This is a genomic window from Mesorhizobium sp. WSM4313 (assembly GCF_002294725.1).
GTDB lineage: Bacteria > Pseudomonadota > Alphaproteobacteria > Rhizobiales > Rhizobiaceae > Mesorhizobium.
The window spans coordinates 821719-847327 of the sequence record NZ_NSFT01000001.1; the positions used below are offsets into that span (position 1 = coordinate 821719).

25 protein-coding genes and 1 tRNA gene are annotated in these 25609 nt (G+C 63.3%); 18 read left to right on the forward strand and 8 right to left on the reverse strand.

Annotated elements, in window-relative coordinates:
• Nucleotides 1–28 precede the first annotated feature (28 nt).
• Nucleotides 29–1240, reverse strand: a complete 1212-nt coding sequence (locus CK219_RS04080; protein WP_095765427.1) for a UbiH/UbiF family hydroxylase — start codon at nucleotides 1238–1240, stop codon at nucleotides 29–31.
• Nucleotides 1241–1341: 101 nt separating this feature from the next.
• Here CK219_RS04080 and CK219_RS04085 point away from each other — a divergent pair, with 101 nt between their 5' ends.
• The 8 genes from CK219_RS04085 to CK219_RS04120 all read left to right on the forward strand — a co-directional run bounded on the left by CK219_RS04085 (nucleotide 1342) and on the right by CK219_RS04120 (nucleotide 9828).
• Complete coding sequence (locus CK219_RS04085) at nucleotides 1342–2232, forward strand: DUF2182 domain-containing protein (RefSeq protein ID WP_176476920.1); 891 nt, start codon at nucleotides 1342–1344, stop codon at nucleotides 2230–2232.
• An 11-nt stretch (nucleotides 2233–2243) separates the two neighbouring features.
• The gene (locus tag CK219_RS04090) at nucleotides 2244–2858 is read left to right on the forward strand and encodes a DUF1326 domain-containing protein (RefSeq protein WP_095765429.1); all 615 of its coding nucleotides are present in this window, start codon (nucleotides 2244–2246) and stop codon (nucleotides 2856–2858) included.
• The gene (gene pcsA, locus CK219_RS04095) at nucleotides 2855–3673 is read left to right on the forward strand and encodes a phosphatidylcholine synthase (RefSeq protein ID WP_176476921.1); all 819 of its coding nucleotides are present in this window, start codon (nucleotides 2855–2857) and stop codon (nucleotides 3671–3673) included. Before CK219_RS04090 ends, pcsA begins: the two co-directional genes overlap by 4 nt.
• 137 nt (nucleotides 3674–3810) lie before the next feature.
• Nucleotides 3811–4788 carry a quinone oxidoreductase gene (locus tag CK219_RS04100; protein WP_095765430.1) on the forward strand — a complete coding sequence of 326 codons (978 nt, stop codon included), beginning with the start codon at nucleotides 3811–3813 and terminating at the stop codon, nucleotides 4786–4788.
• A gap of 296 nt (nucleotides 4789–5084) precedes the next feature.
• Nucleotides 5085–6662, forward strand: coding sequence for an ABC transporter ATP-binding protein (locus tag CK219_RS04105; protein ID WP_176476922.1), 1578 nt, complete (start codon nucleotides 5085–5087; stop codon nucleotides 6660–6662).
• Nucleotides 6659–7789 (forward strand): ABC transporter permease, encoded by a 1131-nt coding sequence (locus CK219_RS04110; RefSeq protein ID WP_095765431.1) that lies wholly within the window; start codon nucleotides 6659–6661, stop codon nucleotides 7787–7789. Before CK219_RS04105 ends, CK219_RS04110 begins: the two co-directional genes overlap by 4 nt.
• Nucleotides 7789–8709, forward strand: a complete 921-nt coding sequence (locus CK219_RS04115; RefSeq protein ID WP_095765432.1) for an ABC transporter permease — start codon at nucleotides 7789–7791, stop codon at nucleotides 8707–8709. The genes CK219_RS04110 and CK219_RS04115 overlap by 1 nt, the downstream gene beginning before the upstream one ends.
• A 51-nt stretch (nucleotides 8710–8760) precedes the next feature.
• Nucleotides 8761–9828 carry a BMP family ABC transporter substrate-binding protein gene (locus CK219_RS04120; RefSeq protein WP_095765433.1) on the forward strand — a complete coding sequence of 356 codons (1068 nt, stop codon included), beginning with the start codon at nucleotides 8761–8763 and terminating at the stop codon, nucleotides 9826–9828.
• 77 nt (nucleotides 9829–9905) lie between these two features.
• On the opposite strand, the gene rimO is transcribed toward CK219_RS04120, so the two are convergent.
• From rimO to CK219_RS31610, 5 genes are all read right to left on the reverse strand, one after another.
• On the reverse strand, nucleotides 9906–11219 hold the full coding sequence (rimO, locus tag CK219_RS04125; RefSeq protein ID WP_095765434.1) for a 30S ribosomal protein S12 methylthiotransferase RimO: 1314 nt from the start codon (nucleotides 11217–11219) through the stop codon (nucleotides 9906–9908).
• Between the two features lie 178 nt (nucleotides 11220–11397).
• The gene (locus tag CK219_RS04130; RefSeq protein WP_095765435.1) at nucleotides 11398–12084 is read right to left on the reverse strand and encodes a TerC family protein; all 687 of its coding nucleotides are present in this window, start codon (nucleotides 12082–12084) and stop codon (nucleotides 11398–11400) included.
• Nucleotides 12085–12354: 270 nt separating this feature from the next.
• Nucleotides 12355–12762, reverse strand: a complete 408-nt coding sequence (locus tag CK219_RS04135) for a DUF930 domain-containing protein (RefSeq protein ID WP_176476923.1) — start codon at nucleotides 12760–12762, stop codon at nucleotides 12355–12357.
• Nucleotides 12763–12990: 228 nt separating this feature from the next.
• Nucleotides 12991–13080: transfer RNA gene (locus CK219_RS04140), tRNA-Ser, on the reverse strand.
• A gap of 231 nt (nucleotides 13081–13311) precedes the next feature.
• Nucleotides 13312–13596 carry a hypothetical protein gene (locus tag CK219_RS31610; protein WP_176476924.1) on the reverse strand — a complete coding sequence of 95 codons (285 nt, stop codon included), beginning with the start codon at nucleotides 13594–13596 and terminating at the stop codon, nucleotides 13312–13314.
• A gap of 65 nt (nucleotides 13597–13661) precedes the next feature.
• On the opposite strand from CK219_RS31610, the gene CK219_RS04145 reads away from it, so the two are divergent.
• From CK219_RS04145 to CK219_RS04190, 10 genes are all read left to right on the forward strand, one after another.
• Nucleotides 13662–14924, forward strand: a complete 1263-nt coding sequence (locus CK219_RS04145; RefSeq protein ID WP_095765436.1) for a septal ring lytic transglycosylase RlpA family protein — start codon at nucleotides 13662–13664, stop codon at nucleotides 14922–14924.
• Nucleotides 14925–15046: 122 nt separating this feature from the next.
• Nucleotides 15047–16225, forward strand: coding sequence for a D-alanyl-D-alanine carboxypeptidase family protein (locus CK219_RS04150; RefSeq protein WP_095765437.1), 1179 nt, complete (start codon nucleotides 15047–15049; stop codon nucleotides 16223–16225).
• Nucleotides 16226–16297: 72 nt separating this feature from the next.
• Entirely contained in the window at nucleotides 16298–16972 is a 675-nt protein-coding gene (tmk, locus tag CK219_RS04155) for a dTMP kinase (protein ID WP_095765438.1), read from the forward strand.
• Nucleotides 16969–18024: a DNA polymerase III subunit delta' gene (locus CK219_RS04160; RefSeq protein ID WP_095765439.1), complete on the forward strand. Its 1056-nt coding sequence runs from the start codon at nucleotides 16969–16971 to the stop codon at nucleotides 18022–18024. The genes tmk and CK219_RS04160 overlap by 4 nt, the downstream gene beginning before the upstream one ends.
• Before the next feature lie 127 nt (nucleotides 18025–18151).
• A complete protein-coding gene (gene metG, locus CK219_RS04165; protein ID WP_095765440.1) occupies nucleotides 18152–19702 on the forward strand; it encodes a methionine--tRNA ligase in 1551 nt (516 codons plus the stop codon).
• Nucleotides 19702–20496 (forward strand): TatD family hydrolase, encoded by a 795-nt coding sequence (locus CK219_RS04170; protein ID WP_095765441.1) that lies wholly within the window; start codon nucleotides 19702–19704, stop codon nucleotides 20494–20496. The genes metG and CK219_RS04170 overlap by 1 nt, the downstream gene beginning before the upstream one ends.
• Before the next feature lie 3 nt (nucleotides 20497–20499).
• Nucleotides 20500–21321 (forward strand): MBL fold metallo-hydrolase, encoded by an 822-nt coding sequence (locus CK219_RS04175; RefSeq protein ID WP_095765442.1) that lies wholly within the window; start codon nucleotides 20500–20502, stop codon nucleotides 21319–21321.
• 339 nt (nucleotides 21322–21660) lie between these two features.
• The gene (locus CK219_RS04180; protein WP_095765443.1) at nucleotides 21661–22503 is read left to right on the forward strand and encodes an alpha/beta hydrolase; all 843 of its coding nucleotides are present in this window, start codon (nucleotides 21661–21663) and stop codon (nucleotides 22501–22503) included.
• A 153-nt stretch (nucleotides 22504–22656) separates the two neighbouring features.
• Nucleotides 22657–23100 carry a class I SAM-dependent methyltransferase gene (locus CK219_RS04185; RefSeq protein WP_095765444.1) on the forward strand — a complete coding sequence of 148 codons (444 nt, stop codon included), beginning with the start codon at nucleotides 22657–22659 and terminating at the stop codon, nucleotides 23098–23100.
• Between the two features lie 260 nt (nucleotides 23101–23360).
• Nucleotides 23361–24275 carry an agmatinase gene (locus CK219_RS04190; RefSeq protein ID WP_095765445.1) on the forward strand — a complete coding sequence of 305 codons (915 nt, stop codon included), beginning with the start codon at nucleotides 23361–23363 and terminating at the stop codon, nucleotides 24273–24275.
• Between the two features lie 16 nt (nucleotides 24276–24291).
• On the opposite strand, the gene CK219_RS04195 is transcribed toward CK219_RS04190, so the two are convergent.
• Together CK219_RS04195 and CK219_RS04200 are read right to left on the reverse strand one after the other, a co-directional pair.
• Complete coding sequence (locus CK219_RS04195) at nucleotides 24292–24702, reverse strand: hypothetical protein (protein WP_095765446.1); 411 nt, start codon at nucleotides 24700–24702, stop codon at nucleotides 24292–24294.
• 3 nt (nucleotides 24703–24705) lie between these two features.
• Complete coding sequence (locus CK219_RS04200) at nucleotides 24706–25581, reverse strand: aldose 1-epimerase family protein (protein WP_095765447.1); 876 nt, start codon at nucleotides 25579–25581, stop codon at nucleotides 24706–24708.
• Nucleotides 25582–25609 lie beyond the last annotated feature (28 nt).

Sequence of the window (25609 nt, forward strand, 5' to 3'; positions counted from 1 at the left end):
AAATTCCGGCATCATCGGCCTTGGAATACTACCGGCCGACCTCTTTTCTTAGGCCGCCGGCAATGGCGCGAAAGCCGCTGCCCGGCCGCAGCCCCTCGCGCATGAAGAAGGCGCGCAGCGGCGCGAAGCCGCCAAGCGCACTAAGGCCGGCGCTGCGCGCCAGCTGCGCCGGCAGCATGTCGGACAAGAGCGACATGTTGAGCAGGTTCACGGCGCCGCTGCGCGCCCAAATGTCAGGCCGGCGCCTCGTGTCATAGGCGGCAAGGCTTCGGCGCGATCCTGGATCATTGCTGTTTTCACTCGCGATTCCAATCAGATCGTCGATGTCCCTGATGCCGAGGTTGAGGCCTTGCGCGCCGATCGGCGGAAACACATGCGCTGCCTCGCCGACCAGGGCTACGCGGTTTTGCGCGAAGCGACCGGGCGAGGCGGCCGACAAAGGATAGATCTGGCGGCCCGGCTCGACAGAGACCCGGCCAAGCATCGATTGCATCTGCTCCTCGATACGCCCCGACAAGGTTGCATCGTCGAGCGCGGCAAGCTCCCGCGCGGTCTCCGGCCTCACCACCCACACAAGGCTCGAGCGCCTGCCGGGCAGCGGCACCTGCGTGAACGGCCCTGTCTCGGTATGGAACTCGGTTGAAACGAAGCCGTGCTCGCTGCGGTGGCCGAAATTGAGCACAAGCGCCGACTGCGGATAGGGACGCGCAAAGGCGCGAATGCCGGCGGCTTCCCGCGCCAGCGACAGGCGTCCGTCGGCGGCGACAGCAAGCGATGCTGAGAGTTCGCTGCCGTCGGCCAGCCGGGCATGCGCCCGATCGGCGTCCAGGCGCCATGACTCGACGGTGGATTTCAGCCAGTGAATGCGATGATGAGCTGAAACCGCCTTGGCAAGAATGGTGATCAGGGCCTTGTTCGGCAGGTTGAGCCCGAATTGTTCCTCGCCGATCTCGCTGGCGCGAAAGGTCACGGTTGGGCTTCGGATCAGCCGCCTTGTGGCATCGACGATGCGCATCACCTTGAGCGCCGCGGCCTGCGGCCTCAGTTCGCCAAGGATGCCCAGTCGTTCAAGGACTTTCAGGGCGGGGTTCATGAGGGCGGTGGTGCGGCCGTCGGCGGTGTTGGCCTCAGGGCCGACCAGCGTCACTTCGAAGCCGGCCTCGGCGAAGCCGAGCGCGGCGATCAAGCCGGCCGGACCGCTGCCGGCAACCAGGATGCGGGCTTTGTCGTTGTGCTCCACGCCAGGCTTCCACAATGCGAGGCGACCCGTCGGGCCTTTGTCCGGATATAGGGCAGATTGGCCGGCTTGATCAACGCGGCGATTCAGCCCATTCGATTGCCATGAGCGGCGAGCAGCATGATTTCAGCCATCTCGACCGCGCCGGCCGCGCCACGGCTGGCGTGGCGCGCAGCCCGCGCCTCGCAGTCATGCTCACGATCGGTATCGGCATCGCCCTTGCGTGGTTGCTTCTCGGCGCAATGGCGATACGCGGCGCTGAAGGCAACCCCGTCGGCGCCCCCGGCGATATGCTGCTGAAAAATCTGCCGGGCCTGCCGTTGCCGGATTTTCTCGACCGGTTCTTCGCTCTTTGCCTCGCGCCGGCGCCGCTTGCCGGCCTGGCCGGCCTGCAAGCGGCGGCGCTTGTGCTGATGTGGTTCCTGATGGCCGTGGCGACGATGTTGCCTTCGGCGGCGCCGCTGATCCGCACCTATTGCGAAATCGCCGACACGGCGAGGATCAAAGGCGAACCAGTCGTTCATCCGTTGGTGCTTGTCGCCGGATACCTCGCCACATGGCTCGGCGCATCCGTGGGTTTCAGCGTGCTGACGCTCGCGGTGTACGCATTTGCCGGTTCCGGCCGGATGCTCGACCCCGCCGTCGGGCTTGCCGGCGCTATCGCGCTGCTTGTCGCCGGCCTCTATCAATTCAGCGGCCTGAAACAGGCATGCCTGGAAAAGTGCCGCAATCCGTTCTCGATCCTGTTCGCCAGGTGGAGCGCGAAACCAGGCCGCATCTTCCGGCTCGGCCTGGAACAGGGCGTCTGGTGCCTCGGTTGCTGCTGGGCGCTGATGCTGGTGATGTTTGCGGTCGGGGCGATGAACGTCTTCTGGATGGCACTGATCGGCCTGTTCACGCTGATCGAAAGACAGACCGCCGGCAGGGTGGCCAGCCGTGTTGCCGGTGCGATACTGCTTGTGTGGGCGGCTGCCCTGCTATTAGTTTCGGCGTGAGGGAGAATTCGATGACCGACCAAAGCTGGGCAATGAAAGGGGAGCTGGTACTCTCTTGCAATTGCACGGTTTTCTGTCCCTGCGTGCTGTCGCTTGGCAGCCATCCGCCGACCGAGGGCTATTGCCAGACATGGGCAGGCTTCCGCATCGATGCGGGCCATTTCGGCGAGGTCGAATTGTCGGGCCTCAATCTCGGCCTGATCATGGAAATTCCCGGCTATATGAGCCGCGGCAACTGGACGGCCGGCCTGTTCATCGACAAGCGCGCCTCGATCTATGCGGCGAAGGCGCTAACCAAGATCTTCACCGGCAAGGCCGGCGGCACCACCTCGCTGTTGTCGATCCTCGTCGGGAAATTCCTCGGCGTCGAGCAGGTGCCGATCACCTACGAGACGCGCGACAAGACGCGCGTTTTCCAGATTCCCAAGATTATCGACGGCGCAGTGACGCCCATTCCCGGCAAGGACCGTGAGAAAGATACGGTGATCGCCAATTCGGAATATTGGATCGCGCCGGAAATCATCGTGGCGAAGTCCGACAAGAGCAAGATGCGCGCCTTCGGCCGCAACTGGAATTTCGCCGGCCGCTCGGCCGAAATCTGCAAGCTGGACTGGCGGGGACCGTGAGCAAGAACACAAGGGCCGGCAAGGCAGCAAAGAAGATCGCGCAACGGATCCCATTGCCGAAGAAGAAGGTGACGTGGCCGCAGGCGCGCGCGTTCTCCGTGCATCTGCTCACTGCGTCGGGATCGTTCCTTGCCTTCCTGTCGCTGGTCGCGGCGAGCGAGCAACGCTGGACGGCGATGTTCTGGTGGCTGGGGCTGGCGCTGTTCGTCGATGGTATCGACGGTCCGATCGCCAGGAAGCTCGAGGTCAAGGAAATCCTGCCGACATGGTCGGGCGAACTCCTCGACAACATTATCGACTACGTCACTTACGTGCTCATCCCGGCCTTCGCGCTCTATCAGCGCGGCTTCATGGGCGAGAATCTGTCCTTCCTGTCGGCGGCCATCATCGTCGTCTCCAGCGCGATCTACTATGCCGACACCGGCATGAAGACGAAGGAGAACTTCTTCAAAGGGTTTCCCGTCGTCTGGAATATGGTGGTGTTCACGCTCTTCGTCATTGAGCCTGGGCAATGGGTGTCTTTCGCCGTGGTGGTGGTTGCCGGCATTTTGACCTTCGTGCCGATCAACTTCATTCATCCGGTGCGTGTGGTGCGGCTGAGGCCGGTCAACCTCTTTATGACGCTTTTGTGGTGCGCCTTTGGCGCGCTGGCGCTGGCGCAGGCAGCACTTGCCGCCTTCTATGACAAGATCGGCGTGCTGGGAGAGCAGGTCAGCAACTTCACCAAGATCGGCATCACGATCACCGGCCTCTATCTCGCCTGCATCGGAGGCATCATGCAGATGTTTCCCAATCTGGGCGCCAAGAAGTCCTGATCCTGGATCAGGATATTTTTGGCTGAATGGTCATCCTGGCCCTAGCTGTATATCGGCGCATGATTTTCCGAAAATCGGTTCTCCCTTTCGCAATCATGTTTCCAGATTTGTGCACTTACCCTTCAGAGAGTTGAGCGATGTCTAAGGCAATCCGCATCCACGCCCATGGCGGCCCCGAAGTCCTGGCCTATGAAGACGCCGACCCCGGCCAGCCGGGAGAAGGTCAGATCCTGGTCGGGCACACGGCAATCGGCCTCAACTTCATCGACGTCTACTATCGCTCCGGGCTTTATCCGCCACTTGGCGGTTTTCCGCTGATCCCAGGCGGCGAGGCAGCGGGCGTCGTGCTGGCGCTCGGCCCCGGCGTCGACTGGCTGAAGCCCGGCGACCGCATCGCCTATGCCGTCAATGTCGGGGCTTACGCTGAGCAACGGGTGATCGCGGCCGACCGTGTGGTTAAAGTGCCGGACGGTATCGGCGACGAGCAAGCGGCGGCGATGATGCTGAAGGGCATGACGGCCGAATACCTCTTGCGCCGCACCTTTCCCGTCAAGGCGGGCGACACGATCCTCTACCATGCAGCCGCAGGCGGCGTCGGCCTGATCCTCGGGCAATGGGCAAAGCATCTCGGCGCGACCGTGATCGGCACCGCGAGTTCCGCCGACAAGATCGAACTTGCGCGGGCGCATGGGTTCGATCACGTCATCAACTACAAAGAGCAGGATTTCGTCGCCGGCGTCGAGGCGCTGACGGGCGGGAAGAAATGCGACGTCGTCTACGATTCCGTCGGCGCCGACACTTTTCCGGCATCGCTCGATTGCCTGCGGCCGCTCGGCATGTTCGTCAGCTTCGGCCAGTCGTCGGGGCCGATCCCGCCTTTCTCGATATCGCTGCTGGCGCAGAAAGGCTCGCTCTATGCGACCCGGCCGACGCTCTTCGTCTACAATGCCAGGCGCGAGGATCTGGTGAAGTCGGCCGAAGCGCTTTTCGACGTGGTCAAGAGCGGCGCCGTCGAGATCAAGATCAACCAGCGCTATGCGCTGAAGGATGCTGCAAAGGCGCAAGCGGATCTCGAGGCCCGCAAGACGACGGGAACGACCGTCCTCATTCCCTAAAGCGCTTCACGGAAGCGGCGTACCGCTCTATCGCAAATTCCGGACGGAAAACCGCTTTACACCCTTCGGCACGGTGCTCTTTCGGGCTGCCTTGTTTTTCAGCGGCTTGCCGAGCCCGAAGGCACGGCTTGCCTGAAAAGGGATGCGGATTTTGCCGTTGTTCTCAAGAGATCTATCTTAGCCCTTGAGTTTCCGCTGAAATTCTTGAAGCTCTTTCAAGTCGGGTGCTGCTTTCCGACTGGAGCCGGCCGCGCATACCATGCTTTCGGGAACACAGAACATATCTGGGAAGCCGGATGGGAGGCACTGTGAGTGCAAATCATGACAGGGCGAACCTGCTCGAGGTTCGCGGCCTAACCAAGATATTCGGCACGCTGACGGCGTGCGATCACATCGATCTCAACATCGCAAAAGGCGAGATCCACGCGCTGCTCGGCGAGAACGGCGCCGGCAAGTCGACGCTGGTCAAGATGCTGTTCGGATCGCTCGAGCCGAACTCAGGCGAGATCTTCTGGGACGGCAAGCCGGTCAAGATTACCAGCCCGGGCGCGGCCAAGAAGCTCGGCATCGGCATGGTGTTCCAGCATTTCTCGCTGTTTGAAGCGCTGACGGCGGCCGAGAACATCGCGCTTTCGCTCAATGACGGCTCGCCGATCAGCAGCATCGCGGCGAAGGCGAGGGCATTGTCCTACAGCTACGGCCTGCCGCTCGATCCGGACTCGCTGGTCGGAGATCTTTCCGTCGGCGAACGCCAGCGCATCGAGATCATCCGCTGCCTCCTGCAGACGCCGCAGCTCATCATCCTCGACGAGCCCACCTCGGTGCTGACGCCGCAGGAGGCCGACAAGCTGTTCGAGACGCTGGAGCGCCTGCGCTCGGAAGGCAAATCGATCCTCTACATCTCGCACCGGCTGGAAGAGGTCAAACGCATCTGCGACCGCGCCACGGTGCTTCGCCACGGCAAGGTCGTCGGCCACTGCAATCCACGTGAGGAGACGGCCGCATCGCTTGCCCGCATGATGGTCGGAAGCGAGGTGAAGGCGGTGGTGCGTGCGCCGGCGGAAGGCATCGAAACGGCGCCGGCGCTGCTGGAAATCCGCAGCCTCAGCCGCAAGCCGGCGACGCCGTTCGCCATCCCACTGAGGAACATCAATCTCACCGTACGTGCCGGCGAAGTGATCGGCATCGCGGGTGTGGCCGGCAACGGCCAGGGCGAGTTCTTCGAATCCGTCTCCGGCGAAGTGCTGCAGCAGGATACCGGTTCCGTGCGCATTCGCGGCAAGGACGCCGGCGGCCTTTCGATCACCGGCCGGCGGCTGATGGGAGCCGCCTTCGTGCCGGAAGAGCGTCTCGGCCATGGCGCAGCACCCCGCATGAAGCTTTCGGAGAACCTGCTTCTGTCTCGTCACGCCACCGACGGCAAGGCTTTCGTCGGTTCGGGCGGCACGGTGAAGAACGGCGCGGTTTACAGCGCTGCCCAGCGCATCATTAAAGCCATGGACGTGCGCAAGAGCGCGCCCGATCCGGAGGCCGCCGCATTGTCGGGCGGCAATCTGCAGAAATTCATTGTCGGCCGCGAGCTCGACCGCAAGCCGAGCGTCATGATCGTCAACCAGCCGACCTGGGGCGTCGACGCCGGTGCTGCCGCTCATATCCGCCAGGCCCTGATCGAGCTTGCCCGCAGCGGCTCCGCTGTCTTGGTCATCAGCCAGGACCTCGACGAATTGTTCGAGCTGTCGGACGCAATCGCCGTCATGCACAACGGCGAATTGTCGACGCCGCTGCCGATTGCCGAGGCAACTTTCGAGAAGGTCGGCCTGTTGATGGGCGGCGCCGAGCCCGGCCATGCCGAACACAGCTTGGAGGTCGCATGATGCGCATCGAACTTGTCAAACGCCCGCAGCGCTCGGCGCTGTTCTCGATGCTGTCGCCTTTCATCGCCTTCGCGCTGACGATCATTGCCGGCGCCATCATGTTTGCGCTGCTCGGCGTCAATCCGCTCAACGCCTTCGAGATCTATTTCGTCGAGCCGATCAGCCAGGTCTGGCAGTTGCATGAGCTCGCGATCAAGGCAGCGCCGCTGATCCTGATCGCGGTCGGCCTGTCGGTCTGCTACAAGGCCAACATCTGGAACATCGGCGCCGAAGGCCAGTTCATTTTCGGCGCGATCTTCGGCTCGATCATCCCGGTGCTGTTCCCGCAATTCGAAGGCCCGCTGGTGATCCCGCTGATGCTTTTGCTGGGCATGTTCGGCGGCGCCTTCTACGCATCGATCCCGGCGCTTCTGAAGACGCGCTTCAGCACCAATGAGATCCTCACCAGCCTGATGCTGGTCTATGTCGCGCAGCTTTTCCTCGACTGGCTGGTGCGCGGCCCCTGGCGCGATCCGCAAGGCCACGGCTTCCCGCAAACCATCCAGTTCGGCGATTCCGCCGTGCTGCCTGAGTTGATGCCGGATGCCGGCCGCGCCAATTGGGGTTTCGTCTTCGCGCTGGTCGCCGCGGTAGCAATCTGGCTGATGATGAGCCGCATGCTGAAAGGGTTCGAGGTCCGCGTGCTGGGTTCAAGCCCAAGGGCAGGGCGCTTTGCCGGCTTCGGCTTCAACAAGATGGTGTTCTTCGCCTTCCTTCTGTCCGGGGCGCTGGCCGGTCTGGCAGGCATCTCGGAAGTCTCCGGCGCCATCGGCCAGTTGCAGCCGGTGATCTCGCCCGGCTACGGCTTCACCGCCATCATCGTCGCCTTCCTTGGGCGCCTCAATCCGCTGGGCATCGTCGCGGCGGGCCTGGTGCTGGCGCTGACCTATCTCGGCGGCGAGGCGGTGCAGAGCGCGCTCGGCATCTCCGACAAGGTGGCGCGCGTCTTCCAGGGCATGCTTCTGTTCTTCGTGCTCGGCTGCGACACGCTCATCCACTACCGCATCCGCCTGATCGGCATGGCGCTGACGAAGTCGAAGGGCGCGGCGCAGCTCGAAGCAGCGCCCAAGCTCGGGGAGGCCCGCTGATGGACATCACCATCAACATCCTTTTGACCATCGCGACCGCGGCGACGCCGCTTCTGATCGCGGCGATCGGCGAGCTGGTTGTCGAGCGCTCGGGCGTGCTCAATCTCGGCGTCGAGGGTATGATGATCATGGGCGCCGTCGGCGGCTTCGGCGCCGGCTATCTCACCGGGTCGCCGTGGATCGGCCTGCTCGCGGCTATCATCGTCGGCGCGCTGTTCTCGCTGCTGTTCGCCGTCATGACGCTGTCGCTCGCGACCAACCAGGTGGCGACCGGCCTGTCGCTGACGCTGCTCGGCCTCGGTCTCTCCGGCATGATTGGCACCAGCTTCGTCGGCCAGCCGGGTGTGAGATTGCCTAATTTGGACATCCCGGGGATCAGCTCGATCCCGGTGGTCGGCAAGCTGGTCTTCGGCCAGGACCCGGTCTTCTACATCTCGATCGCGCTGACCGCGGCGGTGATGTGGTTCCTGTTCAAGACGCGCACGGGCCTGACGCTGCGCTCGATCGGCGACAGCCATACCTCGGCGCATGCGCTCGGCATCAAGGTCATCCGCTACCGCTATCTCGCAGTGATCTTCGGCGGCGCCTGCGCCGGCCTTGCCGGCGGGCACCTGTCGCTGGTCTACACGCCGCAATGGGTGGAGAACATGAGCGCGGGCCGCGGCTGGATCGCGCTGGCGCTGGTGGTGTTCGCTTCCTGGCGTCCGTGGCGGGTGCTGGCCGGGGCCTATATCTTCGGCGCGGTATGGATCGGCCAGCTTCATGCACAGGCTTTTGGCATTCCGGTGCCTTCGCAGTTTCTTTCTTCGCTGCCCTATCTGGCAACCATCGTGGTTCTCGTTCTAATCTCGCGCAACAAGCGGCTGACGATGATGAACACGCCGGCTTCGTTGGGGCAGCCATTTGTTCCGGATCGTTGACAACAACAAAAAGACGGGAAGCTCCAAGGCTTAACTCAGAGAGGTAACACAATGAAAAAACTGCTTATTGCGTTGATGACCACGGCCGCGGCCATGTCCCTGGCGGCAACCGCCCAGGCCGCCGACAAGCTCAAGGCCTGCTGGGTCTACACGGGTCCGATCGGCGACTTCGGCTACTCCTATCAGCACGACCAAGGCCGGCTCGAAGTCGAGAAGGCGCTCGGCGACAAGGTCGAGACCGCCTATCTCGAAAACGTCTCGGAGGGTCCCGACGCCGACCGCGCTTTCGAACGCCTGGCGCGCGAGAAGTGCAAGATCATCTTCGGCACCTCCTTCGGCTTCATGGATGCAGAAGTGAAGGTCGCCAAGAAGTTTCCCAAGGTGATGTTCGAGCATGCTACCGGCTTCAAGACCGGCGACAATCTCGGCATCTACAACGCCCGCTTCTATGAAGGCCGCTATGTGCTCGGCCAGATCGCGGCCAAGGAATCGAAGAAGGGCCTCGCCGGCTACATCGTTTCCTTCCCGATCCCGGAAGTGGTGATGGGCATCAATTCCTTCATGCTCGGCGCGCAGTCGGTCAATCCCGACTTCAAGGTGAAGATTGTGTGGGTGAATTCCTGGTTCGATCCCGGCAAGGAAGCCGACGCCGCCAAGGCGCTGTTCGACCAGGGCGCCGATATCATCGTCCAGCACACCGACTCGACCGCCGCTCTGCAGGTCGCGGAGGAGCGCAAGCTGCACGGCTTCGGCCAGTCATCCGACATGATCAAGTTTGCACCGCACGCGCAGCTGACCTCGCTGACCGACGAATGGGGCCCGTATTACATCAGCCGCGTCCAGGCGGCGCTCGACGGCACCTGGAAGCCTGACAATGTCTGGCTCGGCATCAAGGACGGCGCCGTCAAGCTCGCCCCCTACACCAACATGCCTGACGACGTGAAGGCGATGGCCGAGGCGACCGAGAAGAAGATCGCCGGCGGCTGGAACCCCTTCACCGGACCTGTCTCCAAGCAGGATGGTTCGCCCTGGCTGAAGGACGGCGAGGTCGCCGACGACGGCACGCTGCTCGGCATGAATTTCTACGTCAAGGGCATCGACGACAAGCTGCCGCAGTAAGCGGCAAATCGCTGAACCGAAACGAAAAAGGGCGCCCCAGGCGCCCTTTTTTAAGCTGCGTGGGTACGCGTGGGCTGTCAGACCGCCGAGCCGTAAAGGTCGTAAGCATCGGCGCGGTCGATCTTGACGGTGACGATCTCGCCGGCGCGCAGCGGCCGCCGCGACTGGATGTGCACGGAGCCGTCGATCTCCGGCGCGTCGTATTTGGTGCGGCCTTTGCCGGATGTGCCATGCGCCTCGTCGATCAGCACCGGCAGGCGCTTTCCGACTTTCTTGGCGAGCTGCGTTGCCGAGATCTTCTGTTGGCGCTGCATGAAGCGGTGCCAGCGCGCTTCCTTGACCTCCTGCGGCACCTGCTCCAGTCCGAGATCGTTGGAGCGCGCGCCCTTGACCGGCTCATATTTGAAACAGCCGGCGCGGTCGATTCTGGCTTCGTCCAGCCAGTCGAGCAGCATCTCGAAATCGTCCTCGGTCTCGCCGGGGAAGCCGACGATGAAAGTCGAGCGGATGGCGAGATCCGGGCAGACCTCGCGCCAGCCGCGGATGCGGTCCAGCGTCTTTTCGCCATGTGCGGGCCGGCGCATGTTCTTCAGCACCTGCGGCGAGGCGTGCTGGAAGGGAATGTCGAGATAGGGGAGGATCTTTCCCTCCGCCATCAGCGGAATGACATCGGCGACGTGCGGGTAGGGGTACACATAATGCATGCGTATCCAGATGCCGAGCTTGCCGAGCTCCTCGGCGAGGTCGAGGAATTTCGCCCGCACCTCGCGATCGCCAAACATCGACGTCTGGTACTTGATATCAATGCCGTATGCGCTGGTGTCCTGCGAGATGACCAGGATCTCCTTGACGCCGGCCTTGGCGAGCTTTTCGGCTTCGCGCAGCACGTCCGCGGCCGGGCGCGAGACGAGATCGCCGCGCAACGCCGGGATGATGCAGAAGGTGCAGCGGTTGTTGCAGCCCTCGGAAATCTTCAGATAGGCGTAGTGGCGCGGCGTCAGCTTCACGCCCTGCGGCGGCAACAGGTCGACATAGGGATCGTGGCTGGGCGGCGCCGCCTCGTGCACCGCCGCCATCACGCTTTCATAGGCCTGCGGGCCGGTGATCGCCAACACGTTGGGATGCTTTTCGCGGATGACCTCCGGCTCGGCGCCGAGGCAGCCGGTGACGATGACGCGGCCGTTTTCGGAAAGCGCGGAGCCGATGGCGCTGAGCGATTCGTCGCGGGCGGAATCGAGAAAGCCGCAAGTGTTGACGACGACGAGGTCGGCGCCGTCATGCTTGCGTGCGATCTCGTAGCCCTCGGCGCGCAGCCGCGTGATGATGCGCTCGGAATCGACGAGCGCCTTCGGGCATCCAAGACTGACGAAACTGACGCGTGGGGCGGACATAAATTTGTTTTCCAAGAGATGAGGGCGAGATCGAGGAGCTTCAGGCTCCGAAGATCGATCTACGGCGCGCGGCTTTGAGCCATTTCGCGCGGCGCAATAGCACGCTTCGGCACAGAAGCAAACCTGCCAGCCGGCCATGACAAGGGGCGAGGCGGCAGATGCTCGCCTTGAAAGAGCGTCAGTGGCCGTCCGATCCGAACCAGGGCGCCAGGAAAGCAAAATGGTCGGGAAATTGCTGCACGGCGCCTCCCAGAAGCATGTTCACCGCGACATAGAGGATGATCAGCAGGCCGACATAGGCGATCCAGCGGTATTTGTGCAGCAGGCGCGCGACGAAGGATGCGGCAAAGCCCATCAGCGCGATCGAAAGGACCAGTCCGATAATCAGCACCGTGGGATGCTTCATGGCTGCGCCGGCGACGGCGAGCACGTTGTCGAGCGACATCGAGACGTCGGCGATGACGATCTGCCAGGCAGCCTGCGAGAAGGTCTTGCGCGGGCCTTTGCCGGCGATTTTGCCGTCCTTGTTATAATCGCCGTTCGACAGCGCTTCTGTCGCGTCGCGCTCATCCTCGTGGCTGACGCGCAGCTCGCGCCACATCTTCCAGCATACCCACAGAAGCAGGAGCCCGCCGGCGATGAGCAGCATCGGGCCGATGCTCAGCAGCCATTGCGTGATCAAGGCAAAGACGATGCGCAGGACGGTGGCCGCCGCGATGCCGACCAGGATGGCGCGCTTGCGCTGATCGACGGGAAGGCCGGCTGCCGCGAGGCCGATCACAATTGCGTTGTCGCCGGCAAGCGCGAGATCGATTGCAACGACTTGGAGAAGAGCCGAAAGGCCTGCGGCAGTGAATATTTCCATCGACTAGAAATCCTTGCCTGAAATGAGCGTAGCCCTTTACCGGGACGGGCCTAAAGGCACGGTCCATCGGCGTCAAGACGCAGGGTTGGACATCGCCGGAAAACAAGGCCGGCAGCGCAAGTCCCCAAGGATCTAGGGTGATCGCCGGCAAGCTGGCGAGGCCGAAAACCAGAGCGTTTCACCGTTTCACGGAAACGGCGAACCGCTCTATCTCTTTGTTTTGACGCAATTCCGGACGGGAAACCGCTACGCACTTTTCCTGGAATTGCTCTAGTCGTAGAGATTATATTTGGCCCAGTCGGATTCCGGGATTTCGTCGCCGATCTTGTAGCGGAACTGCAGCACTTGCATATGGTCCGGCGCGGTCTGGCATTTGAACTTCAGCCGGTACCATTGGCCATTGCTGCGGAAGGCGGCGCCCGAGCTCTTGATGGCATCGGCGCTCATCTGCGGCGTGGCGAAGGCGTAGGCCACGACGCGGTCGGCCTTGTAGTTGCGATCGTCGTGGCTGATCCGGTCGAGCACCTCGGCGTCGCAGCGCTGCTCGAGGCGAGTCTGCGGATCGAGTTTCATCAGGCCGGCGCGCAACGCATTGTCCATCGCCTTGGCCGGGAAGACCGGCGTCAGCGACGCCAGAACCGTCAGGCAGAGCTTTTTCATGGGCGCGACAAGCAGCATATTTTGTCCGATAAATCAAATAAACGGTACTTTACCAACGGTTGACCGTCATGCCTCGGCGTTCAGGAACCGCTTCGGTCCAAATGGGGTTCGAACACCTCCATGTTCGCAGCCTTCGACGGCAAGTTCGGCGACAGCTTGCAGAGCTATGGCGCTGATGTTGGTTCAAGCTGAACCGGTGAGAAGCGCGGAGAGGCCGAGATTCGCTCGAAAGCCGGCAACAGCATCTGGCGGAGGGAGTGGGATTCGAACCCACGGTGAACTTGCGCCCACGCCGGTTTTCAAGACCGGTGCCTTAAACCGCTCGGCCATCCCTCCATCATGGTCCCGTTGGCAGCGATTGCCATGCCGGTACGACTGCGAGCCATGCTCTAGTGCGTCGCGCAAAGACCGTCAATCGCAAGGAACCAATCAGGCGCGAGGAACCGCTCGGTGGGAGCCTCGAGAACCGCGAGCATTCCATGGACCGGAGCTGCATTGACAATTCGGCGAAAGGTCGGTCAATCTCGGATTGCTAATATTCAAGCAGGGGGAAATCGTGAAGAAGAGCTATGAGAAGCCGATCCTGACGAAGCGCGAGATCCTGTCGCGCGCGACGGCGCAGCAGGTTTCGTCCGAACCACCACCGCCACCGCCGTCATAACGGATTTGTCGGCTGATCGCGAACTTAGCGTGCCGATAATCCCTTCCGTCGGCGTTGATGCCGCCGGCAAAGCCTGTGATAGCAGCTTGCAGGGCGTATGGACGGGCATATGCCACAATCTCGCCCTGTTGTGGCCATAATCGATTAACATCGTGATAAGCAATTCCTGTGCAAAAGGGATTGGGGATCAAGGTGTTGGCCTGGCGGGCGACTTCTGGCCCCGTCTGGTGACAGCACGGTAGGGGACAATCGAGACATGCAGACCCTGACGCGCCCGCGTCTTCGTCGCGCTTCCGCTTTCGCCCTGTGCGCCCTTTCGGGCCTGCTGCTGGCTGCCTGCGCCTCGCAACCCGAACCGAAGGGAATGGTCTACAAGAAGGCCCGCTCCAAGGAATATTTCGCCGAATCCGAATATGGCGTGAAGGCGAGCCCGCGTGTCCAGTTCATGCGGCGCGGCGGCGGCCGCGACCAGCTCGGCAAGCCCTATCAGGTGCGCGGCAAGTGGTACTATCCCAAGGAAGACAAGGGCTACGCCAAGGTCGGCCTGGCTTCCTGGTACGGCGATGCGTTTCATGGCCGCCTGACCGCCAATGGCGAAGTCTATGACATGACGCATCTTACGGCAGCGCATCCGACGATGCCGCTGCCGAGCTATGCCCGCGTCACCAATCTGGAGACCGGCAGCTCGGTGATCGTTCGCGTTAACGACCGCGGCCCCTATCACGAAGGCCGCATCATCGACGTTTCCGAACGCGCGGCGCAGATGCTCGATTATGCCAAGGTCGGCACGGCCAGGGTGAAAGTGGAGTATGTCGGCCGCGCGCCGCTCGACGGCAATGACGACCAGTATCTGGTGGCCTCCTATCATCCCGGCAACAACCGGCCGGATCCTTCGGACGGCCTGCCGACCGGCGTGATGGTGGCCATGAACGGCCCGTCGCCGAGCGTGCCGGTCGCGGCGTCTCCGGCCGCCGCGCCGTTTCCGGGCGAGTTGACCAATTCGGGGCGGGCCTTTGCAGCGCAGCCGGGGCTTTCGGATCAGCCGGCCGTGCAGCCGGCCGCATTCGCCGTCCAGGGCGCCAGCGATGTCGCGCTGCCGGATTTCGGTCCAATCGTGCCGGAACGGCCGGATTTCACGCTTCCGCCGAACTCGCCCTTCGCCATGGCCTCCCTGTCTTACGCGGATGAGCGGGTAGAGCGCGCCGATGTCTTTGCCGCGCTCGATTCCGGCGGCATGTCGCCGGCCGATATCCTGCGTTCATGGAAGAAATCGAACCGAGAGCTACAGACGCCTGCGTCCGACTATGTCGCCGCCGGTTCCTTCGACGAGGCCGCGAAGGCAAAGCGTGTGGCCGCAGCGCTCGAGCCGTTCGGCCGGACCGAGATCCAGCGCACCGAGCTCGACGGCAATGACTGGTATGCGGTCAATGTCTATCCAGACGGCCATGGCAGCGTCGACGACCTGCTCCAGGCAGCCTGGTCGCATGGCGCGCCGGACGCGCTTGTTGTGCGTAACTGATCAAATTCGCGCTGCCCGTTGATCCGGCCGGAAAAACCCTGATAGCTTGGCCGTGGGGTAGTCTTTGCGCATTCTGGAGTGGCTCTGCGCTTTCCGGGTTGCTCAGATCGGGTCGACATTTCATGCAGTTCCGCATTTTTCTGCCTTTCGCCAGCCTTCTGGGATTGGCGCTGGTGTTGCTTTGCGCCGCCCCGGCGAGCGCGCAGCTCTTCGAGACCAAGGCGGCGCAGGCGTTCATGATCGATGCCGACACCGGCACGGTGCTCTTCGCCAAGGACCCCGACAAGCCAATCCCGCCGGCCTCAATGGCCAAGCTGATGACGATGGAAATGGTCTTCAACGCCATCAAGTCGAAGCGGATCACGCTCGACGACACTTTCGTCGTCAGCGAAAACGCCTGGCGCACCGGCGGCGCGCCGTCCGGTACCTCGACCATGTTCGCCAAGCTCAAATCCGAGGTCCGCGTCGAGGATCTGATCCAGGGCGTCACCGTGCAGGCCGCCAATGACGGCTGCATCGTGCTCGCCGAGGGAATGGCGGGCTCGGAAGCGAATTTCGCCGCGCAGATGACGGATCGCGCCCGCCAGCTCGGCCTCTCGAAATCGACCTTCGTCAATTCGACAGGCCTGCCGGCCGACGGGCAGCAGACGACGGTACGGGAGCTGACGATGCTGGCACTGCATCTGTGGCGCGACTATCCGGAGTTCTTCCACTATTACGGCCAGCCGGACTTCACCTGGAATAAGATCTCGCAGAGGAACCGCAATCCGCTGATCGCCATGGGCATCGAGGCCGATGGCTTCGTGGCAGGTGCCAGCGAGCAGGCGGGCTTCGGCTTGGTCGGCACCGTCAGTCACAACGGCACGCGTGTGATCGCCGCGCTCAGCGGATTGGCCAATGACCGCGAGCGCTCCGAAGAGGCGCGCAAGCTGCTCGAATGGGGCTCGCGGTCATTCCAGAAGACCGAGATCTTCGCCAAGGACGAGGTGGTCGGAGAAGCACAGGTTTTCGGCGGCGCCAAGTCCGGCCTGGCCTTGAAAGCCAAAGGCCCCGTGGACATCTTTCTGCCGATAGCCAACCGCGACAAGCTGACCGTCAGGATCGTCTACCAGGGTCCGGTGTCGGCGCCGGTCGAGGAGGGGCAACCGGTCGGGGAATTGCGCGTTTGGATAGGCGAGACGCTGAGCCAGCAGACGCCGCTCTATGCCGCAGAATCGGTGAAGGTGGGCACGGTGCCGCAGCGCGCGTTGGACGCGGCCAAGGAACTCGCTGTCGGCTGGCTGCGTCAGAAACATTTGTGATCGGGCAAGTTCGTGGACCTTTTGTCGGACGGGAGCTATGACAGCGGCCAGCGCGAGCAGAGGCAATCTCGATTGGCGAGCGGATTTTTCATCACCTTCGAGGGCGGCGAAGGAGCAGGCAAGTCGACGCAGATCGAGCGGCTGGCGCGGCGCATGCGCGCCAAGAAATACGAGGTCCTGGTCAGCCGCGAACCGGGTGGATCGCCCGGCGCCGAAGCCGTAAGGCATGTGCTTCTGTCCGGGGCGGCCGAGCCGTTCGGCCCGAAGATGGAGGCGATCCTGTTCGCCGCCGCGCGCTCCGACCATGTCGAGCAGGTCATCCGGCCGGCGGTCGAGCGCGGCTCGATCGTGCTGTGCGACCGTTTCATCGATTCCTCTCGCGTCTACCAGGGCGTCACCGGCGGGCTCGATGCCGATTTCATGAAGGCGCTGGAGGCGGTGGCCATCAACGGCATGATGCCCGACATGACCCTGATCTTCGACATCGATCCCGCTGAGGGCCTGAAACGGGCCGCCGCGCGGCGCGGCGCCGGTGATACCGCCGACCGCTTCGAGAAGGAGACCCTGGCCATCCACCGGCGGCGGCGCGAGGCTTTCCTGGCCATCGCCGCGGCGGAGCCGGAGCGCTGCATCGTCATCGACGCTTCCGCCGATCCCGATACGGTGGAGAACGTCGTCACCGCCGCCGTCTTCGCAGCGCTGGAAGAGCGGATGCCGGCGCAAAGGATTGAGACGGCGCCGGCATGATCTTCGAACGCATCGCCCCCGAACAGCACGACACGCTGGACGGCGTGCCCGAGCCCGCCGAAACGCCGCGGCTGATCGGCCACGCGACGGCGGCAGGGATGCTTGCCAGCGCCTACCGCACCGGCAAGCTGCCGCATGCGCTGATTTTCGCCGGGCCCCAAGGTATCGGCAAGGCGACGCTGGCGTTCCACATGGCGCATCATCTTCTGAGATATCCGGATTTCAAGACGGCGCCCGACACGCTTGCCGTTCCCGATCCGGCCTCCTCGCTGTTTCGCCAGATCGCCACCGGCGCGCATCCTTCGGTGCTGCACCTCACCCGTCCGGCCAATGACAAGACCAAGAGCTTCAAGACGGTGCTGACCGTCGACGAGATCCGCAAGGTCAGCCGCTTCCTGTCGATGACCTCGCATGACGGCAGCTACCGCGTCGTCATCGTCGATCCGGCCGACGACATGAACACCAACGCCGCAAATGCCTTGCTCAAGAATCTCGAAGAGCCGCCGGCGCGCACCCTGTTCATTCTGGTGGTGCATGCGCCGGGCAGCCTGTTGCCGACGATCCGCTCGCGCTGCCAGATGGTGCGGCTGGCGCCTTTGGCCGCCGACGAACTGATGGCGGTGCTGGAGAATGTCGAGCCGCCGCCGCCGGACGATCCGGGCGCGCGCGCGGCGCTCGCCGAGCGGGCAGGGGGCAGCGCCCGCAACGCGATCCTGCTCACCCAATATGGCGGGCTGGAGATCGCCGGCGCGCTCGACACGCTGGTGGCGGCCAGGAGGCCCGATATTGCCGGCGCCCACCGTCTGGCCGAGGCCGTGGCGGGACGCGACCAGGCGATCCAGTTCGACATCTTCAACCGCCGCGCGCTCGACCTGCTTTCGGCCGCCGCCAGCGAAGCGGCGCTGGCCGGCGATCTCGCCCGGGCCAAAACCCTGTCCGAGGCTTGGCACGAGGCGCTGAACACGATATCTGAGGCTGAGACCTACAACCTCGACAAGAAGCAGCACGCCCTGACGATGATCGACCGCCTGAATTCTGCGATGCGAATGTGACGGCTCGTTCGATGCATGCCGTTGGCCCAGTTTTGGGCGGCATGCATTGGCCTCGGGATGGCAATCGACGTCCCGATGCGATATCCACCGCCACAACTCACATTCAGACATTCATGACGGTTCATTCATGTCACGCGACACATTCTACATCACGACCGCGATCTCCTACCCGAACGGCAAGCCGCATATCGGCCATGCCTATGAGCTGATTGCCACCGACGCGCTTGCCCGCTTCCAGCGCCTCGACGGCAGGCAAGTCTTCTTCCTGACCGGCACCGACGAACACGGCATCAAGATGCTGCAGACGGCCCGCAAGGAAGACATCACGGCGCGCGAGCTCGCCGACCGCAACTCGGCCGAGTTCAGGCGCATGGCCACCGCGCTCAACGCTTCCAACGACGATTTCATCCGCACCACCGAGGAGCGGCATTATGCATCCTCCCAGGCGATCTGGAAGGCGATGGCGGCCAATGGCGACATCTACAAGGGCGGCTATGCCGGCTGGTATTCGGTGCGCGACGAAGCCTATTACGGCGAGGAGGAGACCGAGGTTCGCCCCGACAATGTCCGCTACGGGCCGCAGGGAACGCCGGTGGAATGGGTCGAGGAAGAGAGCTATTTCTTCCGGCTTTCGGCCTACCAGGACAGGCTGATCGCGCTTTACGAGAGCCGGCCCGATTTCATCGGTCCGGCCGAGCGCCGCAACGAGGTGATGAGCTTCGTCAAATCGGGGCTGAAGGATCTGTCGGTCTCGCGCACCACTTTCGACTGGGGCGTGCCGGTGCCGGGCGACGAAAAGCACGTGATGTATGTATGGGTCGACGCCTTGACCAATTACATCACCGGCGTCGGCTATCCCAATGAAAACGATGAGAAATGGCGGTTTTGGCCTGCCGATGCGCACATCATCGGCAAGGACATCGTGCGCTTCCACGCCGTCTATTGGCCGGCCTTCCTGATGTCGGCGGGAATCCCGTTGCCGAAGCGCGTCTTCGGCCATGGCTTCCTGTTCAACCGGGGCGAGAAGATGTCGAAGTCGGTCGGCAACGTCATCGACCCGTTCACCATGGTCGAGCACTACGGTGTCGACCAGGTGCGCTATTTCTTCCTGCGCGAGGTGCCGTTCGGCCAGGACGGCAATTACAGCCATGAGGCGATCGTCAACCGCACCAATGCCGATCTTGCCAACGGCCTCGGCAATCTGGCGCAGCGCTCGCTGTCGATGATTGCCAAGAACTGCGGCGGCAAGGTGCCGGCGCGCGGCGACCTTACCGAGGCCGACACGGCGATCCTCGACGAGGCGGTCGAAGCGCTGGCCGTTTCTCGTCGGGCGATGGCGGAGCAGGGCATCCATCTGGCGCTGGCGGCGATCTTCGGCGTTGTTGCCGAAGCCGACCGCTATTTCGCCTCTCAGGAGCCGTGGGCGCTGCGCAAGACCAATCCGGAGCGCATGGAAACCGTGCTGTGGACGACGGCCGAGCTGGTGCGCCGGGTGACGCTGCTTTGCCAGCCTTTCATTCCCGGATCGGCGGCCAAGCTGCTCGACCTGTTGGCCGTGCCCGCTGACAGCCGCGCTTTCGAGCACGTCCATGCCAACCACGCGCTGGAGCCAGGCACTGCCTTGCCGGCGCCGGAGGGCGTATTTCCGCGCTATGTCGAGCAGGATGGCAATAGCTGATGCTGGTCGACAGCCATTGCCATCTCGACTTCCCGGACTTCGCCGAGGAGCGGACGGCTGTCGTCGCCCGCGCTCTCGCCGCCGGAATCGGCCGCATGGTGACGATCTCGACGCGGGTTAAGCGATTTCAGCAGGTCCTTGAAATTGCTGAATCTTTCAATGAGGTCTATTGCTCGGTCGGCACCCATCCGCACAATGCGGCGGAAGAGCTCGACGTCACCACTGACGAGCTGGTGCGGCTTTCCGGCCATCCCAAGGTGGTGGCGATCGGCGAGGCCGGGCTCGATTATTACTATGACAAGGCGCCGCGCGATGCGCAGGCGCAAGGCTTTCGCACCCATATCGCGGCCGCGCGCCGCACCGGCCTGCCGCTGGTCATCCATGCACGCGATGCCGACGACGACATGGCGTCGATCCTCGAGGACGAAACAGGGAAGGGCGCCTTCCCCTTTATCCTGCACTGTTTTTCGTCGGGACGCAGGCTGGCTGAAGTCGGCGTGGCGCTGGGCGGCTATGTCTCCTTCTCCGGCATCCTTACCTTCAAGAACTCCTCCGAACTGCGCGCCATCGCCGCCGACGTCCCCCGCGACCGGCTGCTGGTCGAAACCGACGCGCCCTACCTTGCGCCGGTCCCACATCGCGGCAAACGCAACGAACCGGCCTATGTCGCGAACACGGCCAAGGTGCTCGCCGAGACCATCGGCGTCAGCGAGGCCGAGATCGCCGATATCACCACCGGGAACTTCTTCAGGCTGTTCACCAAGATGCCGCGTCCCGAAACGGCTGCGGGCTGAGGCATGAGCGACCGGCTGCGCTTTACCGTTCTTGGCTGCGGCTCATCGCCCGGCACGCCGCGCATCACTGGAGATTGGGGCAATTGCGACCCCAAGAACCCGAAGAACCGGCGCATGCGCACGGCCGCGCTGGTCGAGCGGATTGCCGCCAATGGCGCGCGCACCACGGTCGTCATCGACACCGGGCCGGATTTCCGCGAGCAGATGCTGCTGGCCTCCGTCAAGCGCATCGATGCGGTCGTCTACACGCATCCGCATGCCGACCACATCCACGGCATCGACGATCTGCGCGGCTATGTGCTCGAGCAACGCCATCGTATCGACATCCATGCCGACGAGCCGACCATGCTGCGGCTGCGCCAGGCGTTCGGCTATTGCTTCGAGACGCCGCCAGGCAGTTCCTATCCGCCGATCGTCAAGGCTCACATCATCGATCACGCCAGGCCGGTCGTGATCGAAGGCGAGGGGGGTCCCCTCACCCTCGAGCCGCTGCCGCAGTTCCATGGCGACATCGTCTCGCTCGGCTTCCGCATCGGCGGGCTTGCCTATTGCCCTGATATCAGCGGCTTCCCAGACGCCACCGTTGAGCGTTTGCGCGGCCTCGACACGCTGGTCATCGATGCGCTGCAGTACAACACCCATCCCAGTCATCTGTCGCTTGGCCAGGCGCTGGAATGGATCGAAAAGCTGACGCCGAGGAACGCCGTGCTGACCCATATGCATGTGCCGCTCGACTACGCCGTCGTGATGGCCGAGACGCCGGAGCATGTCGTGCCGGCCTATGACGGCATGGCGATCGAAATTCCTTACGAGTCAGAGCGATAGAGACAGCTGTTCAGTCGGGGCTGCAGTTCGTCCGTCGAAAGCTTCGCTGCGGTCTCGAAGCCGAAGCGCTGCCGCGGAGCTTGTCGCCGGCAGGGAAAGCCGCAGCAATTCCTGGACGTGCCCGCCACGCCTCAGTTCCATAATCTATCTTATGCGACTTTCCGATATGGCAACGGAGATGCCGACAGCGTGATGTCACACAGCCCTGCTCGCCAGCCGCACGGAGCTGTTGCGCCTTGACGGGTACGCACAGGAGTCGTCCTTCGTTGTGGCAGCAAGTGCTCGGAACTCAACCCCGGACCTCGCGTTGGCCTGGTTGAGCGGTTTGAGGACTTTTGCATGCGTTCACGGCTTGAGTTGGCAAGCGGCACGGAATTGTCTTTCCTCACGGCTGGAGAGCGCTCCAAACCGGCTCTGCTGCTTCTTCACGGTTTTCCGAGTTCCTCCAGGACCTTTCGCCACGTCATTCCCGCATTGTCGAAGGTGGCTTATGTGGTTGCTCCCGACATGCCGGGGTTCGGCATGTCGGATGCTCTGCCAGAGCCGTCCTTCGATGGTTTTGCCGATGCGGTCTCGGAGTTGCTCGGCCACCTCTCGGTCGGCCCCCGCTACATCTACCTTCATGACTTTGGCGCGCCGGTCGGGCTGCGGACAGCCATGCAGGCTCCCGATGCGGTGTTGGGCTTGATCATCCAGAACGCCAACGCGCATCGGAGCGGAATGGGGCCATCCTGGAAGGCGACGCAGGACTTTTGGGCCAATCCGAACCCAGACAACGAAGCGAAAGCCACCGCGCATCTGACCTTCGAGGGCACGCGAGACCAGTATGTGGCAGGTGTTCCCGACGATGTGGCCGCACAAATTCCGGACGAGAACTGGGAGGAAGACTGGCGCGTGATGCAGCGACCCGGAGGCATGGAGACGCAGCGCGCGCTCATTGCGGACTATGGCAATTACGTCGCTCGCTTCGACGCGATTGCCGACTATCTGCGGCGCAGGCAGCCACGCGCCCTGATGCTGTGGGGCCGGCATGACGCGTTCTTCGACCTGACAGAGACGCTGTCATGGATGCAGGCCCTGCCGAGGATGGAAGCACATATTCTCGACGGGCCTCATTTCCTGCTGGAAACGCATGCCAACCAAGCTGCGTCGTTGATGGTCGACTTCCTGAAACGGCAATAGAACAGTCCTTGAGGTCTGGCCGACCAGAACGCGGCGGACCCTGAGGACTACATTGTCCGGCATCAAAGTTCTGGCTGCTGCCCTGTCAGTCCATTTCCGCTCGGCGTCGTCTCTCGCTTGCCTGGCGCAGGCCAGGTTGGATAATTTATTTTCATGGCTGCCGGAATCTCAGATCGGATATCCGCCTTCGTCGAAGCGCTTCCATTGAAGCCGGGACTTCGCGTCCTGGAGATCGGATGCGGTCCCGGCGTTGCCGCTCGCGATGTCGCTCGCCGCATCGACGGCGGCTTCATTCTGGCCATCGACCGCTCGGAGAAGGCAATCCGATTGGCGCGGGCGCGATCGGCTGATGAGATGGCTCGGGGCTGCCTCGATTTCAGGCATGCGGCAATCGAAGACTTCGCATTGAATGCTGACGAGGCTCTTTTTGACATCGCCTTCGCCATGCGGGTCGGCGCGCTCGACGGGCGTCACCCCGAGGCCAACCGTGCGGCCCTGACGCGGATCAAGGCGGCGCTGCAGCCGCATGGCAGGCTTTTCATCGACGGCGGCGATCCGCTGAAAGAGATAGATTTGGTTCGTGGCTTGCCGTCCTAAAAAACACCGAGAAACGTCGCCAGGATATTTCAGGCATTCGGCAAGCGCATCTTGTCCGAAGCGCATAGTTTTTCCCCGGCCACCGCAGGCGAGATGGCGGCAGGGAGCAAAGCACAAACCCCCGGCATCAGAACGCTTTTCGTTGCTATAACCCACTGTGTTGCGCGAGATGCGAATTGTCGCAAAACTCCGGGCCGAAGCAATTACCTGCCCCCCGAGCTGCCATAGCGCCGCGGCGCAACAATGAAAGCCTCCAGAAAATGACCGCTTCGCCTTCCTTTCTCGGCTTTCCCGGTCGCCTCGCCGACGGGCGCATGCCGCGAGCCGTGATCTTCGGGGCGGGTCATGGAAGCACCTATCGCGGCCAGGACAGCAGCGGCCATGCCTCGGCCGCCGGCGCCATCCGAGCCGCAAGCCAAGATGACATTCCGCTGGTGGAGCACTGGGATTTCGACCTCGGCGGCCCGCTGTTCCATGGCGGGCCGGTCTGCTGCATCGATAGCGGCGACATCGCGACCACCATGCATGACAACGCCGACAACCGGGCCCGCATCGAGGCGAAGACACGCGAAGCTCTGTCCTTGCCCGCCGTACCGATCCTGCTTGGCGGCGATGATTCCGTCGTCATTCCCTTCCTCGCCGGCTTTGCTGATCACGGGCCAATCTGGATCCTGCAGATCGACGCCCATATCGACTGGCGCGACGAGGTGCATGGCGAACGCTACGGCTACTCGAGCCCGATGCGCCGGGCGAGCGAGATGGCGCATGTCGCCGGCATGGTGCAGGTCGGCCTGCGCAGCGTCGGCAGCGCACGCATCGGCGAAATTGAAGCGGCGCGGCGCTACGGCAGCCGCTTCGTCACGGCCCGCGAGGTTCACGCCCAGGGAGTCGAAGCCGCTTTGCGGCATATTCCGGAAGACGCGCATGTCGTCGTCACTTTCGACTGCGACTGCCTCGATCCCTCGATCATGCCCGGCGTCGCGGCGCGCACGCCCGGCGGCCTCACCTACACGCAGGCGATTGACCTGATCGCGGGCCTCGGCAAGCGGGCGAGGATTGCGGGATTCGACCTTGTCGAGCTTTATCCTCCCGCCGACATTGACGGTCTGTCGGCCATCACCGCGTCGCGGCTTCTTGTCAACGTGATCGGCGCCATTGTCCGGCAGACCGGCTAAGATGCGATCGGGTGGTCTAGAAAAAGCTGTTCAGAAACGCCGATGCCTCGTCTGAAATACCAACGATCTTGTTGGTCGCCTGACGGTAGAATTTGAAGTTGAGCTCGGTCTCGGGCCGGCCGTCCTTCCAATCCTTGAAGCGCTTGAGCTCATCGCGACCCAAACGTTTCGTCGCCAAGGCGGTCCGGCGGACGGCAACGCTGACGCGCGGCGTCTGCCGTTCGATATCCGGACGCTTGGGGGTGGCCTCGGAGGACGTCACGATGCCGCGCGCGACAAGCCCCTGCCCGCCTTCGTTCTCGCTGGCGAACAGGAAGATGACGTCGCCCTCGGCGATGCGCTTGCCGCCATACATGGTTTTCTGGGCGGCGAACACGAATCTCTCCGCCGCTGGGTCCTGGATTTGGGTCTTGATGGCGTATGCCATGCCCTACGGTTCCCGGCTGAGGCCGATCCGGTAACTCAGCACGCGCCGGCCGGCCGGCTCGATCAGCATGACGCCCGGCTTGTCGGCGAATTCGCCGTCGAAATTGATGGCGCTGGCGATGCCGTGCCAGTGCTCGATGCACAGGAAGGGCGCGCCGCCAGGCTTGGACCAGATGCCCAGCTCATTGAATCCCTGCCACGACATCTCGATCGCCGGCCCGCGGCCGGCGGCGTAGCGCACGCTCTTGCTCACCGGCTTGTCGAGGATGACGGCATCGTCGTCGAACAGTCTTTCGGATAGCGGCAGCGTCCTGCCCTCGATGGGCGTCGGCTGCGGCGCCGGCAACAACAGGCCGTCCTTCAGGCGGCGGATCGGCGCCGGCTCATTTTCGGCGAAGGTCACCCGATAGGCTTCCTTCGGCAGCTCCGGGAGCAGCGGCCAGTTGAACGCCGGATGCGCGCCGATCGAGGCGGGCAGAGGCTCGTCGCCGGTATTGGCGATCTCGAAGGTCACGCCGAGTTGCCGTGGTTTCAACTCGTAGCTGATGGCGAGACGAAAGGCGAAGGGATAGTGCGTTCGCGTCTCGGCGTCGTCCGTCAGGACCAATGTGCAGGAGGCCGGCCCCTGCTCCGCCCAGGCAAAGCGCCGGTCGCGGGCAAAGCCGTGCTGCGTCATCGGATAGATTTGGCCGCGATGCCGCAGCTGATCGCCTTTGAGCCGGCCGACGATTGGGAACAGCACGGGCGAATGACGACGCCAGGCGGGGCCTGCCTGCCACAGAAGCTCGGTGCCTTCGCCATCGCGCAGCGAGACCAGTTCGGCCCCCTGCCCGACGATGGTCGCCGAAATGCCGTCAGCGTGAAGCGTCAGCTGGTCCATTGCGTCCTCGCGGCTGGCAGGTTTGGCC

Coding starts and splice junctions, on each gene's coding strand:
- CK219_RS04085 (WP_176476920.1), top strand. CDS start 1,342: ATGAGCGGCGAGCAGCATGATTTCAGCCATCTCGACCGCGCCGGCCGC.
- CK219_RS04090 (WP_095765429.1), top strand. CDS start 2,244: ATGACCGACCAAAGCTGGGCAATGAAAGGGGAGCTGGTACTCTCTTGC.
- CK219_RS04100 (WP_095765430.1), top strand. CDS start 3,811: ATGTCTAAGGCAATCCGCATCCACGCCCATGGCGGCCCCGAAGTCCTG.
- CK219_RS04105 (WP_176476922.1), top strand. CDS start 5,085: ATGGGAGGCACTGTGAGTGCAAATCATGACAGGGCGAACCTGCTCGAG.
- CK219_RS04110 (WP_095765431.1), top strand. CDS start 6,659: ATGATGCGCATCGAACTTGTCAAACGCCCGCAGCGCTCGGCGCTGTTC.
- CK219_RS04115 (WP_095765432.1), top strand. CDS start 7,789: ATGGACATCACCATCAACATCCTTTTGACCATCGCGACCGCGGCGACG.
- CK219_RS04120 (WP_095765433.1), top strand. CDS start 8,761: ATGAAAAAACTGCTTATTGCGTTGATGACCACGGCCGCGGCCATGTCC.
- rimO (WP_095765434.1), bottom strand. CDS start 11,219: ATGTCCGCCCCACGCGTCAGTTTCGTCAGTCTTGGATGCCCGAAGGCG.
- CK219_RS04130 (WP_095765435.1), bottom strand. CDS start 12,084: ATGGAAATATTCACTGCCGCAGGCCTTTCGGCTCTTCTCCAAGTCGTT.
- CK219_RS04135 (WP_176476923.1), bottom strand. CDS start 12,762: ATGCTGCTTGTCGCGCCCATGAAAAAGCTCTGCCTGACGGTTCTGGCG.
- CK219_RS04145 (WP_095765436.1), top strand. CDS start 13,662: ATGCAGACCCTGACGCGCCCGCGTCTTCGTCGCGCTTCCGCTTTCGCC.
- CK219_RS04150 (WP_095765437.1), top strand. CDS start 15,047: ATGCAGTTCCGCATTTTTCTGCCTTTCGCCAGCCTTCTGGGATTGGCG.
- CK219_RS04160 (WP_095765439.1), top strand. CDS start 16,969: ATGATCTTCGAACGCATCGCCCCCGAACAGCACGACACGCTGGACGGC.
- metG (WP_095765440.1), top strand. CDS start 18,152: ATGTCACGCGACACATTCTACATCACGACCGCGATCTCCTACCCGAAC.
- CK219_RS04170 (WP_095765441.1), top strand. CDS start 19,702: ATGCTGGTCGACAGCCATTGCCATCTCGACTTCCCGGACTTCGCCGAG.
- CK219_RS04175 (WP_095765442.1), top strand. CDS start 20,500: ATGAGCGACCGGCTGCGCTTTACCGTTCTTGGCTGCGGCTCATCGCCC.
- CK219_RS04180 (WP_095765443.1), top strand. CDS start 21,661: ATGCGTTCACGGCTTGAGTTGGCAAGCGGCACGGAATTGTCTTTCCTC.
- CK219_RS04185 (WP_095765444.1), top strand. CDS start 22,657: ATGGCTGCCGGAATCTCAGATCGGATATCCGCCTTCGTCGAAGCGCTT.
- CK219_RS04190 (WP_095765445.1), top strand. CDS start 23,361: ATGACCGCTTCGCCTTCCTTTCTCGGCTTTCCCGGTCGCCTCGCCGAC.
- CK219_RS04195 (WP_095765446.1), bottom strand. CDS start 24,702: ATGGCATACGCCATCAAGACCCAAATCCAGGACCCAGCGGCGGAGAGA.
- CK219_RS04200 (WP_095765447.1), bottom strand. CDS start 25,581: ATGGACCAGCTGACGCTTCACGCTGACGGCATTTCGGCGACCATCGTC.